The organism is Sphingomonas sp. 1F27F7B, from assembly GCF_005503355.1.
In the GTDB taxonomy this organism is placed as follows: Bacteria; Pseudomonadota; Alphaproteobacteria; order Sphingomonadales; family Sphingomonadaceae; genus Sphingomonas.
Genome location: NZ_SCMK01000006.1, coordinates 162246 through 176726, shown reverse-complemented (window position 1 = coordinate 176726; position 14481 = coordinate 162246). Strand labels below are relative to the sequence as shown.

18 protein-coding genes are annotated in these 14481 nt (G+C 67.7%); 4 read left to right on the top strand and 14 right to left on the bottom strand.

Annotation, left to right across the window (positions count from 1 at the left end; translation table 11 throughout):
• Window positions 1-135: 135 nt before the first annotated feature.
• The 11 genes from FFS08_RS08050 to FFS08_RS08000 form a co-directional block, all read right to left on the bottom strand.
• Window positions 136-1131, bottom strand: coding sequence for an NADPH:quinone oxidoreductase family protein (locus FFS08_RS08050; protein WP_171012523.1), 996 nt, complete (start codon window positions 1129-1131; stop codon window positions 136-138).
• On the bottom strand, window positions 1094-1723 hold the full coding sequence (gene leuD / locus FFS08_RS08045; protein WP_137861508.1) for a 3-isopropylmalate dehydratase small subunit: 630 nt from the start codon (window positions 1721-1723) through the stop codon (window positions 1094-1096). The genes FFS08_RS08050 and leuD overlap by 38 nt, the downstream gene beginning before the upstream one ends.
• A gap of 146 nt (window positions 1724-1869) precedes the next feature.
• Window positions 1870-3312 carry a 3-isopropylmalate dehydratase large subunit gene (gene leuC, locus FFS08_RS08040; RefSeq protein WP_137861507.1) on the bottom strand — a complete coding sequence of 481 codons (1443 nt, stop codon included), beginning with the start codon at window positions 3310-3312 and terminating at the stop codon, window positions 1870-1872.
• Window positions 3313-3389: 77 nt separating this feature from the next.
• The gene (locus FFS08_RS08035) at window positions 3390-4226 is read right to left on the bottom strand and encodes a cytochrome c (protein ID WP_137861506.1); all 837 of its coding nucleotides are present in this window, start codon (window positions 4224-4226) and stop codon (window positions 3390-3392) included.
• 83 nt (window positions 4227-4309) lie between these two features.
• Complete coding sequence (locus FFS08_RS08030; protein WP_137861505.1) at window positions 4310-5272, bottom strand: NAD-dependent epimerase/dehydratase family protein; 963 nt, start codon at window positions 5270-5272, stop codon at window positions 4310-4312.
• A gap of 20 nt (window positions 5273-5292) precedes the next feature.
• On the bottom strand, window positions 5293-5496 hold the full coding sequence (locus tag FFS08_RS08025; protein ID WP_137861504.1) for a hypothetical protein: 204 nt from the start codon (window positions 5494-5496) through the stop codon (window positions 5293-5295).
• Between the two features lie 183 nt (window positions 5497-5679).
• Window positions 5680-6363 carry a ferritin-like domain-containing protein gene (locus FFS08_RS08020; RefSeq protein ID WP_137861503.1) on the bottom strand — a complete coding sequence of 228 codons (684 nt, stop codon included), beginning with the start codon at window positions 6361-6363 and terminating at the stop codon, window positions 5680-5682.
• Window positions 6364-6752: 389 nt separating this feature from the next.
• Window positions 6753-7403, bottom strand: a complete 651-nt coding sequence (locus tag FFS08_RS08015) for a 3-oxoacid CoA-transferase subunit B (RefSeq protein WP_137861502.1) — start codon at window positions 7401-7403, stop codon at window positions 6753-6755.
• Window positions 7404-7406: 3 nt separating this feature from the next.
• Window positions 7407-7727, bottom strand: coding sequence for a DUF5076 domain-containing protein (locus FFS08_RS08010; RefSeq protein WP_137871825.1), 321 nt, complete (start codon window positions 7725-7727; stop codon window positions 7407-7409).
• Window positions 7724-8803 carry an HAD family acid phosphatase gene (locus FFS08_RS08005; RefSeq protein WP_249340976.1) on the bottom strand — a complete coding sequence of 360 codons (1080 nt, stop codon included), beginning with the start codon at window positions 8801-8803 and terminating at the stop codon, window positions 7724-7726. The genes FFS08_RS08010 and FFS08_RS08005 overlap by 4 nt, the downstream gene beginning before the upstream one ends.
• Window positions 8800-9519, bottom strand: coding sequence for a CoA transferase subunit A (locus FFS08_RS08000; RefSeq protein WP_137861500.1), 720 nt, complete (start codon window positions 9517-9519; stop codon window positions 8800-8802). Before FFS08_RS08000 ends, FFS08_RS08005 begins: the two co-directional genes overlap by 4 nt.
• A 279-nt stretch (window positions 9520-9798) precedes the next feature.
• On the opposite strand from FFS08_RS08000, the gene FFS08_RS07995 reads away from it, so the two are divergent.
• A complete protein-coding gene (locus FFS08_RS07995) occupies window positions 9799-10335 on the top strand; it encodes an outer membrane protein (RefSeq protein ID WP_137861499.1) in 537 nt (178 codons plus the stop codon).
• An 83-nt stretch (window positions 10336-10418) separates the two neighbouring features.
• Window positions 10419-10697: a DUF1294 domain-containing protein gene (locus FFS08_RS07990; protein ID WP_137861498.1), complete on the top strand. Its 279-nt coding sequence runs from the start codon at window positions 10419-10421 to the stop codon at window positions 10695-10697.
• A gap of 7 nt (window positions 10698-10704) precedes the next feature.
• On the opposite strand, the gene FFS08_RS07985 is transcribed toward FFS08_RS07990, so the two are convergent.
• A complete protein-coding gene (locus tag FFS08_RS07985) occupies window positions 10705-11457 on the bottom strand; it encodes a glutathione S-transferase family protein (protein ID WP_137861497.1) in 753 nt (250 codons plus the stop codon).
• 41 nt (window positions 11458-11498) lie between these two features.
• Between FFS08_RS07985 and FFS08_RS07980 the strand changes: the two genes are divergently transcribed.
• Together FFS08_RS07980 and FFS08_RS07975 are read left to right on the top strand one after the other, a co-directional pair.
• Window positions 11499-13151 carry a thiamine pyrophosphate-binding protein gene (locus FFS08_RS07980; protein ID WP_137861496.1) on the top strand — a complete coding sequence of 551 codons (1653 nt, stop codon included), beginning with the start codon at window positions 11499-11501 and terminating at the stop codon, window positions 13149-13151.
• Window positions 13152-13223: 72 nt separating this feature from the next.
• Window positions 13224-13463 carry a hypothetical protein gene (locus FFS08_RS07975; protein WP_137861495.1) on the top strand — a complete coding sequence of 80 codons (240 nt, stop codon included), beginning with the start codon at window positions 13224-13226 and terminating at the stop codon, window positions 13461-13463.
• 42 nt (window positions 13464-13505) lie between these two features.
• Here the strand turns inward: FFS08_RS07975 and FFS08_RS07970 are convergent, their stop codons facing one another.
• The gene (locus FFS08_RS07970; protein ID WP_137861494.1) at window positions 13506-14189 is read right to left on the bottom strand and encodes an ankyrin repeat domain-containing protein; all 684 of its coding nucleotides are present in this window, start codon (window positions 14187-14189) and stop codon (window positions 13506-13508) included.
• Between the two features lie 85 nt (window positions 14190-14274).
• Window positions 14275-14478 carry a CsbD family protein gene (locus FFS08_RS07965; protein WP_137861493.1) on the bottom strand — a complete coding sequence of 68 codons (204 nt, stop codon included), beginning with the start codon at window positions 14476-14478 and terminating at the stop codon, window positions 14275-14277.
• Between the last annotated feature and the right edge of the window lie 3 nt (window positions 14479-14481).

Sequence of the window (14481 nt, the reverse complement as noted above, 5' to 3'; positions counted from 1 at the left end):
AGCAGCCGATCCTCCCCGGCAGGGGGGACCATGCGCAGCACGGTGGAGGGGGAACGCAACACGGGATTTGCTCGCGGCGAGACCCCTCCACCACGCCGCTTCGCGTCGTGGTCCCCCTCCCCGTGCCGGGGAGGATCAGATCGTCACCACGACCTTCCCGATCACCTGGCGCGCGGCCATCTTGGCGATCGCCTTGCCGCCATCGGCAAGCGAGAAGGTCTCCGTCACCTTCGGAGCGATCCGCCCTTCGCCCCATAGCCGGAACAGCTGCCCCACATGCGCCGCGTTCGCCTTGGGATCGCGCGCCGCGAAGGCACCCCAGAACACGCCGCACACGTCGCAGCTCTTCAACAGGGTCAGGTTGAGCGGCAGCCTGGGAATGCCTGCCGGGAAGCCGACCACGAGATAACGCCCCTCCCAGCCGATCGCGCGCAGCGCCGGCTCGGCATAGTCGCCGCCCACCGGATCGTAGATCACGTCCGCGCCCTGGGGCCCCAGCGCCGTCTTGAACTGCTCCGCCAGTGCCTTGGACTGGTCCTTGTCGAACGGAGCGCGGCCATAGACGAGCGCCTCGTCCGCGCCGGCAGCCTTCGCCGCCGCCGCCTTTTCTTCCGAGGAGACCGCCGCGATCACGCGCGCGCCGAATGCCTTGCCGAGTTCCACCGCGGCGAGGCCGACGCCGCCCGCGGCACCCAGCACCAGCAGGTTGTGCCCTTCGCGCAGATGCCCGCGATCGAGCAACGCGTGGATCGTGGTGGCATAGGTGAGCAGCAGCGCCGCGCCTTCCTCGAAGCTGCGCCCCTCGGGCAGGCGAAACAGGCGAAACGCCTCGATCGCGATCTTCTCGACCAGCCCGCCATGACCGGTCACTGCAATCACCCGGTCGCCCACCGCCCAATCGGTCACGCCCTCGCCCACGCTTTCGATCACGCCGGCGATCTCGCCGCCCGGCGCGAAGGGGCGCGGCGGCTTGAACTGATATTTGTCCTCGATGATCAGGAAATCGGGATAGTTGATCGCGCAGGCCTTCACCGCGACGACCACTTGCCCCCTGCCCGCCGTCGGATCGGGCAGATCCTCCAAGATTAGAGTATCAGGTCCGCCCGGTTGCTTCGAGAGCAATGCCTTCATTCGCCGTCTCCACCGCCAGCCAGGGGCGATCCTTCGCCATTCCGGCTTCGAATTTCGAAATCGCGGTATCTTGTGCCAGCGTCATGCCGATCTCGTCCAGCCCTTCCATCAGGCATTGGCGGCGGAACGGGTCCAGATCGAAGGCGAAGCGATCCTGGAAGGGCGTGGTGACGGTCATCGTCTCCAGGTCGACCGTGATCTCGTCGGTCCTGGCGACCTCGACGAGCCGGTCGACCGCTTCCTGGGGAAGGACCACCGGCACGATGCCGTTCTTGAAGGCGTTGCCCGAGAAGATGTCCGAGAAGCTCGGCGCGATCACGGCCTTGATGCCGAGATCGGCGAGCGCCCAGGCGGCATGCTCGCGGCTCGATCCGCAGCCGAAATTGTCGCCGGCGACGAGCACGGGCGCCCCCGCATAGCGCGGATCGTCGAAGATATTGCCCGGCTGGGCGCGCACGCTCTCGAACGCGCCCTTGCCCAGCCCCTCGCGCGTGGTGGTCTTCAGCCAGTGCGCGGGAATGATGATGTCGGTGTCGATATTCTTGGCGCCCCACGGATAGGCGCGCCCGTCGACCTTGCGAACGGCTTCCACTCTACACAACCTCCCGGATCAGCGGGTGGCCGTGACCTCCGCCCTGGCCTCGACTGCCTTGCCCGTGGCCGCATAGGCCGCGGCCAGGCCGCTCAGCACCGTACCCGCAATCAACGCGATGAGCGCCCGCTTCATACAACATCCCCTTACGCATCCTCCGACATCAGCTCCCTGACATCGGTGAGGCGTCCCCGGATCGCCGCTGCCGCCGCCATTGCGGGTGAAAGCAGATGCGTCCGCGCCCCCGGACCCTGCCTCCCTACGAAATTCCGGTTCGAGGTGGAAGCACAACGTTCACCGCTGGGAACCTTGTCCGGGTTCATCGCGAGACACATCGAGCAGCCCGGCTCGCGCCATTCGAACCCGGCTTCGAGGAAGATGCGGTCCAGCCCCTCGGCCTCGGCCTGGCGCTTCACCAGCCCGGAGCCCGGCACGATCAGCGCCTGGCGGATGCGATCAGCCACGTGATGGCCCTTCACCACTGCCGCGGCGGCGCGCAGGTCCTCGATCCGGCTGTTGGTGCACGAGCCGATGAAGACGTGCTCGATCGGCACGTCCTCCATCCGCATACCGGGCGTCAGGCCCATGTAATCGAGCGACTTTTGCGCGGCGACGCGCTTGGCGGGATCCGCGAAGCTCTCGGGATCGGGCACCGCGCCGGTGATCGGCACCACGTCCTCGGGGCTGGTGCCCCAGGTGAGCGACGGCGCGATGTCGCTCGCGTGCAGGACGACGCTCCTGTCGTACGCGGCGCCGGCATCGGTGGCCAGGCTCTTCCAATGGGCGACCGCCCGGTCCCAGGCCTCGCCCCCGGGCGCCATCGGCCGGCCCTTGATATAGGCATAGGTCGTCTCGTCAGGCGCGATCAGGCCCGAGCGGGCACCGCCCTCGATCGACATGTTCGAGACGGTCAGCCGCCCCTCGATCGACATGTCGCGGATCACGTCGCCGGTGAACTCGATGACATGGCCGGTACCGCCCGCCGCGCCGATCCTGCCGATGATCGCCAGGACGACGTCCTTGGGGCTGACCCCGAAGCCCAGTCTGCCATCGACGCGGATCTCGAGCGTCCTGGACGGGGACAGCAGCAAAGTTTGCGTGGCGAGCACATGTTCGACCTCGCTCGTCCCGATGCCGAAGGCCAGCGCTCCCAACGCTCCATGCGCCGAAGTATGGCTGTCGCCGCAGACGAGCGTCGCGCCGGGCAGCGTAAAGCCCTGTTCGGGGCCGATGACATGGACGATTCCCTGCCGCGCATCGAGCGCGTCGATATAGGGCACGCCGAACTCGGCGACATTCGCACGGAGAGCGGCGAGCTGGCCCGCGCTCGCCGGATCGGCGATCGGCAGCGCATCGCCGGCAGCGTCGACGCGGGCGGTGGTCGGCAAGTTATGATCGGGAACCGCAAGCGTAAGGTCCGGGCGGCGCACCGGCCGCCCGGCCGCGCGCAGGCCGGCAAAGGCCTGGGGGCTGGTCACCTCATGGACGAGATGGCGGTCGATATAGATCAGGCAGGTTCCGTCGTCCCGGCGCTCGACCACATGGTCGGCCCAGATCTTTTCATAGAGAGTGCGCGGTTGAGCGGTCATGCAGGCGCTTTAGTCGATTCTTGCGCACAGGCAAGCGTTCGTGCAATTTTCCATCGCATAGTTGAACTATTCTCCGGTCAGCGGCCCAGCCTGTCCGCCTCGCCCCTGAGATAGGCATGGAGCGCGCCAATTTCCGCGTCGTTGAGCGCATGCGTCGCTTCCCGGGCGACCGCCGACATCAGCCCCAGGTCGCGTCGGCGCTTCCCCACCCCGATGCGCAGCAGCCGGCGGAAGGCGATGGGATCATAGCCGGCGGCCATGGGCGCCAGCGCAGGGGCAACCGGCCCCTCGCCCAGCGCATGATCGTCGCCCAGCCGATGGCAGGCGGCGCACGCCGTGTCATAGACATAGCGGCCCGTCTCGGGCGGCCGGTGCGCCGGAGCCAGCCGGACGTTGCGATAGCCCTCCTCGAAACTGCCGGCCAGCATGCCGAGGCGCGGCAACGGGCCATAGCCGGTCTCCGCCCGCGAATCCCCCGCGCCGGGCTTCAGCGTGCGCAGCCAGGCGATGATCCGGCCAAGATCGTCATCGGCCCAGGCGCGCTGCGCCCCGGTGGGCATGATGAAGACCGTGCTGCCGTCCCGCTTGACGCCGTAGCGGATCAGCCGGACGAGCTCCGCGTCCGAATAATAAGCGAGCTTGCGGGCGATGGCCGGCGGCGCGATCGTCCCGGTCAGCCGGTCGCTGGTCCAGACCCGCCCCTCGCCGTTCGGCCCGTGGCAGCTGCGGCAGCCCGCGAGCGTGGCGAGCCGCCCGCCTTCGGCGATCGCCGCGGGATCGCGCGGAATGGCGATTCGATCGTCCGGCACGGCATGGCCGCGCCCGATGATCCATTCGGAGCCAACAAAGAGCCCGGCCGCCAGCACGATGGCGATCGCCACCAGGACTTCGAACAGCTTGACCACGCCCCGCATCGGATTCCCCCCGGATTCCCGGGCGCGATCCAGAGCGCAGTTTCGTTACAGGGCCGCGACGACACCCTTCGGCATCCTCCCGGTCAGGCCGCGCCCGCCGCTTCATTGGGCGAGACATAGGCCGGGTCGTGCGCGAACGGCAGCGGCCGCCCCGTCCGCAACGCCTCCAGCACCTCCACGAACCCGGTCTCGCACCGGAAGCCGAGCCGGCGCTCCGCATGGCCGGCGTCATAGACGCGGCCGATGCTCGCGGGGAGTTCCCAGCCCCGGGCACGATAGAGCGCCGGAGCGTCCGGGAAATACCGCGCGATCACAGCGCGCGCATCGGCCTTGAGCGCCGCGCAGTCCGCGCGCGCAAAGGGCGTCGGCGCGGAGACGATGAACGTGTCGAAGCCGATCTCCGGCGCCCTTTCCAGCGCGCGCAGATGGGCCCGCGCGGCGTCCTCCGCCGTCAGCCGGCGGTACAGCAACTCGTTCGCCTTCATGTTCTCGCCGGACAGCGCCCGATGCGTGTCGTCCTCTTCCGGGAAGAAGCGGCTGGTGCGCAGCACGACGCAATTGAGCCCGTCGTTCAGCCAGGCCAGCCGGCAGAGCTGCTCGGCGGCGAGCTTGGTGACGCCGTAGATGTTGCGCGGCTCGATCGGCCCGGAACGCTCGTCGAGCCATATCGCCGAATCCCCGGCTTCGTCGCGGATCGCCTGGCTGATCATCAGCGACGTGGTGGACGTGAAGACGAACCGGTCATGGCCGGCACGGGCAGCCGCCTCGAGCAGGTTCAGCGTGCCGGTGACATTGACGTCGACGAACGCCCGGGCCGGATAGCGTGCGATATCGGGCTTGTGCAGCGCCCCGCCATGGATCACCGCCTCGATGCCGCGCTCGGCAAAGATGCGATCGATCAACGCCCTGTCGGCGACCGATCCGATCAGGTCGGTATCCGCGCCCGGTGCAACGTCGAGCCCGGTCACGACGTGCCCTTCCGCACGGAGCAGGGGCGCGAGGAAACGGCCGAGCCAGCCGGAGGAGCCTGTCAGGAGAATATGCATGTGCACCCGATAGCGGAGTGTCAGCCCCGCTGCCAGTCCGAGACGAGATAGCGGCACGACGCGGCGGTCCAGTGCGTCGAGAAATGCGACGCACCCCGTTCGCGGCCGGCGCCGCTCCCGCGCTCCGCCTTAACCGCGGCATCGCCATCCTCCAGACCGCTCGACAGATCCAAAGCCGCAAGAAACACGATCAGCCCGGTCAGGCCGCAGACCATCCTACGCATGCACAAACCCCGTTACGCCCGCGCGCCGACATTCCGGCACGCCCTCTCCGGCGGTTGCAGCAGTGCGACCTTATGCTGCGGCGAGGCCGGGTGCGTCAGGCGGCCGTGCATTGCCACAGCATTGCGACGAATCCGGACCTGACGGCGATCACGACGCACGCGCGCGCGTCGAAGGCGGGGAAATCAGGCCAGGCTGGGGATTGCGGAAGCCCGGATCTCGGCCGGTTCGCGGGCATCCGCCCATTCGGTGCGCCGCTTCACGCCGGGATTGAGGAACAGCACCGGCAGCTTGAGGAACAGCAGCTCGGAATGGATGAAGGTGTCGATCGCCCGCTCCCACCATTTGGGATCGCGCTTGCCGTTCGCCTGGAGCCAGCCGTCATAGGGTGCCCAATGGCTGGGCTCGTCCTTCTCGATGACCCGGAAGATCTTCATCAGCACCTTGTCGTGCCGCACCAGCGGATGCCGGAGCAGAATGTCGACCTGTTTGTAGCCGCGCCGTTCGGTGAGCGAGATGACCCGGCACAGCCGCTCGAACTGCGCATCGTCGTCGATCACCGCCTGGGTATCGAGTTCGTCGATCGTGCGCCGGAACATGATTTCGACGAAGCGGTCGATATGGCCGCAGGTCCGGTCGACCTGCAGCGGCATCTTGCCCTGCAGTTCGAACCAGCGCTTGAACATCACATAATGCTTGCGCTCGTCGGCCCGGTGCTTCTCGATCGCGGCGATCAGCGCATGGTCGTCGGGCGCCCGCGCCTTCACCGCCTCGAGCACCCGGTCGATGCTCGTATACCCGCGATGCTCGTTATAGATGTAGATCGAGCCCAGCAGGTCGAGATAGCGGCGGCGGAACCATGCTAGCATTGCCGAATGCTACGCCTTTGTTTCCGCCCCCGCCAGCCGGGCAAAGATTAATTCGCAGTCATGTGGCCATGAAGGCGACGGCACTGATCCCTTTCGGACAAATACCCCTGTTTCGTCATCCCCGCTCCTTCCGTCGCCATCCTCGCTCTTTCCGTCGTCATCCTCGCTCTTTCCATCGTCATCCCCGCGAAGGCGGGGATCCAGGGCAGCACGGGATATCGGCGCCATCGCGCAAACGCCGTCCGGAAAGGGCGGAACCTGCCACTCTCGCTCCGCGCTTGGCTCTGGATCCCCGCCTTCGCGGGGATGACGTCGAAAAATCAGATACTTGTTTGGGTTCTCAACCTGATGGACCATCCTTGTCCGAAAGGGATAAGCGCCGAAGGCGATCAGGCGGCGACGAGCGCCACTTCATACTTCGCCGTCGTCTTTTCCGCGACTTCCGCTTCGGTGACGCCGGGCGCCAACTCGACCAGGCGGAAGGGCGAATCATGATCCGCGCGCTGGAACACGGCGAGGTCGGTGATGATCATGTCGACCACGTTCCTGCCGGTGAGCGGCAGCTCGCAGCTCGGCACGAACTTGGGATCGCCGTTCTTGGAATTGTGCTCCATCACCACGATGATCTTCTTCACGCCCGCGACCAGGTCCATTGCGCCGCCCATGCCCTTGATCATCTTGCCAGGGATCATCCAGTTGGCGATGTCGCCGCCCTCGCTGATCTCCATGGCGCCGAGCACGGTCAGGTCGATATGGCCGCCGCGGATCATCGCGAAGCTCTGCTCCGAGCCGAAATAGACCGACTGGGGCAGCTCGCTGATCGTCTGCTTGCCGGCATTGATCAGATCGGGATCGACTTCGTCGTCATAGGGGAACGGCCCGATGCCGAGCATGCCGTTCTCCGACTGGAGCGTGACTTCCACGCCCTCGGGAATGTGGTTCGCCACCAGCGTCGGGATGCCGATGCCCAGGTTGACGTAGAAGCCGTCCCGCAGCTCCTTCGCGGCGCGTGCCGCCATTTCATCACGGGTCCAGGGCATTTCTCAGTTCTCCTTTGCGCCGTCGGCCACCGACCGGGCGCGCTCCTCGTCAAATCCCCGCCAGATTCCCTGCAGCACGTCGGCCTCGGCCAGGCCGGTGTGCGCGGCATAGCCGGCTGCGGCGGTCTCGACACACTCGACGAGCAGCGAGCCAAGCAGTTCCGGCGGCCAATGCGTCATGGTGCCGACGATGCTGAACGAACGGCCTTGCTCGGCGCTCACCCAAAATCGGGCCAGCTCGAAATAATCATCCGTCAGGCCCGCATGCCCCTCGAGCGGAAGGGCGCCGGGATGCTCCGGCTCGGATCGGCGCAACCAGCTCATGGTTTCGCCGCCCCGGCCGGATCGGCCCATTGCTTGTCCTTGGGGAACACGTCGTCCATCTGGCCCTTCAGGCCGGTGCCGTAGACGGGGTTGGGCAGGATGAACCAGCCATGCCCCCAGAGCGGCGCGATCAGCGTGTTGGCGGTGGTGTTGCGCCGGGCGGAAACCGACAGGTCCTTGGCGTTGAACAAGTCGCTGAAATCGCCGAGCTGGTCGCCGCCCATCGCGACGATGCAATAGCGCTCGGCGATCTTCCAGCGCCGCTCGTCCTTGCCGCCGGGCGCGGCATCGTCGCGCAGGATCAGCGTGTCGCCGAGCGTCACCGGGCCCAGCCCGGCATGCTCCAGCGCCCGGATCGTGAAAGCGGCGGTGCTCGCCGAGCGATTGGTGTTGTAGATCACGGTGATGCCGTCGCCGCGCAGCGCCGCGATCGTCTCGGGCGCGCCGGGCACCGCCTCCACCTTGTCCGCGCCGGTCTCTTCCCAGCGCGTCCAGCGGCCCTGATCATAGCCCGGGCCGCGCCGGGCGGCGTCGCTCTCGAAGCCCAGGTTGAGCAGCACCGTCTCGTCCACGTCGAACACCACGGCGAGCGGGCGCTTGCCGCAGGTCTCGAACCGGGGCGAAGTCAGCGTCGAATCGCGCGTCATCACGACCGAGGTGATCTGGCTCTTGTCGCGGCGGAAGCGCAGCTCGCCATGGACATAGTTCCACAGCGCCGCATAGGCCTGCAGGCTGAGCGCCGAAGCCTCGCCCGAGCCGTAGAGGAACTGCATCTCGGGCGGCACGCTTCCTGGCGCGGGAGCCGACCCGCCCGGCGCGCTCGATGCGACCGGCGTGCCGCTCGGGGGCGGCAGCGCGGTGAGGTTGGTGAGCTGGACCTTCTCCCCATCCCCGGTCTCGAAGACCTGGCCCGGCTGCGGCGCCGCCCGCTCGGCCTTGCTCTTCTTGCGCTTGTGGTCCTGCGACGTCTTGATCACGCCCGCCGCGGCGCCGAGCGGCACCGCCGCCGCGGCGATGCAGCCCGAAAGGCCGCTCGCGGCGAGCGCGAGGCCCGCGATCGCGCAGATGCGGTTCACGCGGCCCCCAGGGTCTCTGGGCGGGGACGGGTGGTCCGGAACTCGATCTTCTTGTCATAGGGGGCGCCGACGATCATGCGCTTCACATAGATGCCCGGCAGATGGATCTGGTCGGGATCAAGGCTGCCCACCGGCACCACTTCCTCCACTTCGGCGACGCAGATGCGCCCCGCCGTCGCCATCGGCTGGTTGAAGTTGCGCGCGGTCTTGCGGAAGATCAGGTTGCCCGCTTCGTCCGCCTTCCAGCCCTTGATGATCGACAGGTCGCTGCGGATGCCGCGCTCGAGGATATATTCCTCGCCGTCAAAGACCTTCACTTCCTTGCCCTCGGCCACCTGCGTGCCGACGCCGGTCCTGGTGTAGAAGCCCGGAATGCCCGCCCCGCCCGCGCGGCAGCGCTCGGCCAGCGTGCCCTGGGGGCAGAATTCCACTTCGAGCTCGCCCGACAGATATTGCCGCTCGAACTCCTTGTTCTCGCCGACATAGGACGAGATCATCTTCTTCACTTGGCGCGTCCGCAGCAGCTTGCCCAGCCCCTCGCCGTCGATGCCGGCATTGTTCGAGGCGATGGTGAGGTCCCGGGTCCCGGCATCGCGGATCGCATCGATCAGCCGCTCGGGAATGCCGCACAGGCCGAAACCGCCCGCGCAGATCGTCATGCCGTCGAACAGCAGCCCTTCCAGCGCTGCTTCGGCGTTGGGGTAGAGCTTCTTCATCCGCGATTCTCTCCTGACTTCGCCGGGGGCGATAGTCCGGCGCGGAAGCTCCGGTCAAGCGAACCTGAACCGACTTTCAACTTCGCTGCGCCGCAGCAACGGGCGGGATCGCCCTCGATCCAAGCTGAACAGGAGATGATCGGCACCGGTGGTGTGGCACAATGGCAACACGGCAGGGTTGTAATTAAATTGCCATATTGCACTGCGGAATCGGAGGCCTACGTAGAGCCCCGGATGGCCATCCGAACCTGAGTAATAAGTCCAAAGGTAGGAAAACAAATGCGAATTCTCGCAACGACCGCGCTCGCCCTCGTGGCGGCCACCGCAACCCCCGCCCTCGCGCAGGACGGCACCTTCCAGGGTCCGCGCGCCGAAGTGATCGGCGGCTGGGACCGCGTGAACGGCGATGGCGACGGCAAGTCGGGTTTCGTCTATGGCGGCGCCATCGGCTATGACCTGCAGCGCGGCAAGGCAGTGTTCGGCGTCGACGCCGAAGTGACCGGCTCGACCACCAAGGCCACCGAGGCCGGCGTCACCGTCAAGGCCGGCCGTGACCTGTATGCGGGCGTGCGCGCCGGCATCGCCGTCACCCCGACCACCCTGGTCTATGCCAAGGGCGGCTACACCAACGGCCGCATCACCGGCGAGACCGGCAATGTCCGCGTCTCCGACAATCTGGACGGCTTCCGCCTCGGCGCCGGTGTCGAGCATGCGTTCGGCCAGCGCCTCTACGGCAAGGTCGAGTATCGCTACTCGAACTACAGCCAGGATGTGGAGCGTCACCAGGTGCTCGCGGGCCTCGGCGTCCGCTTCTGATCGCCTGACGATCCGGAACGAAGGGGCCGCGCGGGCAACTGCGCGGCCCTTTTCCGTTCGCGGTTCCGCTGCGATAGCGCGGCATGCTTGCAGCCCTTCTCGCATGGATCGTCGGCGTGAACCTGTGGACGATGCTGCGCTTCCAGGAGGACAAGCGCCGTGCGGCCGCCGGTGCGCGGCGCATTCCGGAGGCCCGGCTTCTCCGGCTCGCGCTCCTGGGCGGCACGCCGGGCGCGCTCGCGGCGCGGCGGCTGTTCCGCCACAAGACCCGGAAGCAGCCCTTTTCCACCCAGCTCCTGCTGATCGCGGCCGTGCAGCTGGCCGTCGCGATCGGGCTCCTGGTGCTGTGGCTTGGGAAATGAGCGGCGGCTAGGGCCCGTCGTCCAGCATGATCGAGCGATGCGGCTCGCGCCCGCCATAGCTTTGCGCGGCTACCCTCGCCCCTGCCGCCCGCAGCGCCTCAGGCCGGTCCACCGAGCGCACGCCGACGATCGCGGCCTCGTACTTCATCGTCCCCGCGAACGCCGGCACCGCGCGTACCCGTTCGAGCCATGCGGCCGTGCGCGGCCAGCGATCCGCGTCGATCTCGAACCCGGCGAGCGAGGCGTTGCGGAAGAAGCAGGCATAAGTGAAGTCGGCGATGCAGACATGGTCGAACAGGAAGCCGTCCGCGGGCGCCCGCGCCTCGATCCAGTCGAGCGCTTCCGGCAGATCGCGGGTCGTGACCTGCGCGATCAGCGCCTGGTCGGGCTCGCGCTTCCACACATAGGGGACGATCGTCTTCTGATAGAAGAGCCGCCAGATGATCAGGTCGCCCAGCCGGCTGTCGGCATATTCCTCCATCCACCGCGCCCGGGCCCGATCGGCGGGCGAGCGCGGCATCAGCGGCGGCTCGGGCCAGCGTTCGTCGACATATTCGGCGATCACGGTCGAATCGTTGAGCACCAGCTCGCCGTCGATCAGCACCGGAATGCGGCGCAATGGGCTGACCCGGGTGAATGCGTCGGTGCCGTAGAAGGGCACGATCGGGTCGAGCTCATAGTCGACGCCCTTGTGATCGAGTGCGACGAATACCTTGCGGGCATAGGGCGAGACATGATTGCCAATGATCAGCATGGCCATGGGGGTTACGCTTCCTGCCCCGGCCGGTCTAGAGATGGATCATGACCGCAAAACGAACCGGGGGCCGGATCCTCGTCGACAATCTGGTCGCACAGGGCTGCGACCGCATCTTCCACGTGCCGGGCGAGAGCTTCCTCGCCGTGCTGGACGCGCTGCACGACGTGCCCGCGATCGACATGGTCACTTGCCGCCAGGAAGGCGGCGTCGGCTTCATGGCCTGTGCCGACGGCGCGATGACCGGCAAGCCCGGCATCGCGTTCGTGACGCGCGGGCCGGGCGCCACCAACGCGTCGATCGGCGTGCACGTGGCGATGCAGGATTCGCAGCCGATGATCCTGTTCATCGGCGATGTCGACCGCGGCATGCGCGATCGCGAAGGCTTCCAGGAAATCGACCTGCCCGCGATGTTTGCCCCGCTCGCCAAATGGGCGACCCGGATCGAGGACGCCCGCCGCATCCCCGAATATGTCGCCCGCGCCTATGCGGTGGCGATGTCGGGCCGGCCGGGCCCGGTCGTGATCGCGCTGCCCGAGGACATGCTGTGCGACGAAGTCGAGGCGCTCGACCGGCCCGAGCTCGCGCCGCCGCTCCAGGCACCCGACGCCTATGACCTCGACCAGATGTACGCGCTGCTGCGCAAGGCCGAGCGCCCCGTCGCGATCGTCGGCGGCGCCGGCTGGGACGCGGAGGCCGGCGAGGAATTCGTCAAGTTCGCCGAGCGGATCGGCCTGCCGGTGGCGGGCGCTTTCCGGCGGCAGGACGCGATCCCCAACACCGCGCCGGTCTGGGCCGGCAATCTCGGCTATGGCCCCAACCCGCGCCTGGTCCAGCGGATCAAGGACGCCGACCTGCTGCTCGTGGTCGGCGCGCGGCTGGGCGAGGCGACCACCGACGGCTATGCGCTGATCACACCGGACCATCCGGGGCAGACGCTGATCCATGTCCACCCGGACCCCGACGAACTCAACCGCGTCTATCTGGCCGACCTGCCGATCTGCGCGCGCCCGTTCGAATTCGCGGCAACGCTCGCGGCCGACACGGAAGTAGAGCTGCCCCGCTTCGACGCCGGGGCCGCGCACGCCGAATGGATCGACTGGTCCACGCCCAAGCCCCGCGAAGGCGTGGCGCTCGATCTCGGCCAATGCGTCGCGGCGATGCGCGCGGCGATGCCGGCGGATGCGATCATCTGCAACGGCGCGGGCAATTTCTCCAGCTGGTGGCACCGCTACTGGCCCTATGCCGCCCAGCCGTCGCAGCTCGCCCCCACCGCCGGGGCGATGGGCTATGGCGTGCCCGCCGCCGTCGCCGCCGCGCTGCGCTTCCCAAGCCGCGCAGTGGTCGCGCTCGCCGGCGACGGCGACTTCCTGATGAACGGCCAGGAACTCGCCACTGCCGTCCAGCACGATGCCGAGCTGATCGTCCTCCTGGTCGACAATTCGACCTATGGCACGATCCGCATGCATCAGGAGCGCGAATATCCCCTGCGCCTCTCCGGCACGACGCTGCGCAATCCGGATTTCGCCGCGCTCGCCCGCGCCTATGGCGGCTGGGCCGAGACAGTGGAGACCACCGCGCAGTTCGCCCCCGCGCTGGAGCGCGCGCTCGCCCAGACCGGCCTGCGCCTGCTCCATCTCAAGACCGACATCGAATTCATCACCCCGGGGCTCACCGTCTCGGGCCTCCGGAGCAAATAATCCCGCCGGCGCACGGCTTTGGCTGCCGCGCACGCCCTATAATGCGCACGAGGCAATCGAAGAGGCGAGTACATGGGCTGGCGGCACCTGCACGTCGGACGAAAGGGCGACAATCTGACGATCCGGGATCGTCGCGTCTGGCAGGAAGAATGGCGCTGGATCAATGGCGAGACTGTGCGCCTGCCCGATCCGCTCGTACCGGCGGACGTCCTTTCGCACATGATCTGCGAGATCGGGCCCAGGACGCGCCCGGTGCGCTTCGCCGCGCACAAGCTGCAAAGCGAGCTCTGGTCGTTCTACGTTCCGGATTGATCGGTCGCGGTGCGCGCCGGTCCTGACCGAGGAGGATCCGGATCAGCTCGCCAGTCCCTCCGCGATCTCCCACCATATCGGATCCCGCTTCCGCCCCAATATCTCCACCACCGTCCGCCCCTCGCCGTCGGGAATGTCCCCGCGCGCGCCGGCGCGCACGAACATGGCGAAATGCTCCGCCCCGCTGCCCTTCGCGAGCATCCGGTGCAGCGCGGTCCGGCCCTTTCCGTCCCGCGCATCGGGATTGGCGCCGCCGATCAGCAATTCCTCCGCCGGCCCGAACCTGCTCCAGCCAACCGCGCCCAGCAGCGGCGTGTCGCCGCGGTCCGCCCCTTCCTCGATGTCCGCGCCCTGCGCGAGCAACAGGCGGATCATCGCGCGATCCTCGTTCCAGGCAGCGGCGAACAGGCAATGATTGGGGTCGGCGCCGCACGCCAGCAGATGCTCGGCGAGCGGATGGTTCGATCCGCGCGCGACCGCGAACCAGAGCGGCGTCGCACGCCACGCGCCTTCGGTGAAGGCGGCATCGTCGAGCGCGAGGCCGAGCCCAAGCAGCAGGTCGGCCATGGCGACGCCGGTGCCGGGCGTCGCGCAGGCCAGGTGCAGCCAGCTTCGGCCGCGCTCGTCGCGATGGCCGAGCAGATCGGGCCTGGCCGCGAGCGCTTCGCGCACCTCCTCGAGGCGGTGCCGGCGGATGCTCTCGGTGAGGCTGGTCTTCGAAACCATGTCGCACCCTAGCCCCGAAGCTCGCGCAAACGAAGAGGCCGCCCCGGTTTCCCGGAACGGCCTCCCCTGAGTATCCGCCAAGGGATCAGATATCGTCGCCGAGCGCGCCCTTGACCTTGCCGATGAGCTGCTGGCCCTTGCCCTTCAGCTCCTGCAGCTTGCCCTCGACGTCGAGCTTGTCGTCCGCGCGGGTGCGGTTGGGATCGTCGGCGTCGCCCGCCATCGCCTGCTTGGCCTTGCCGACCAGCTCGTTGACGTTGCCCTTGATCTTGTCGGTAAGTTCACCCATGAT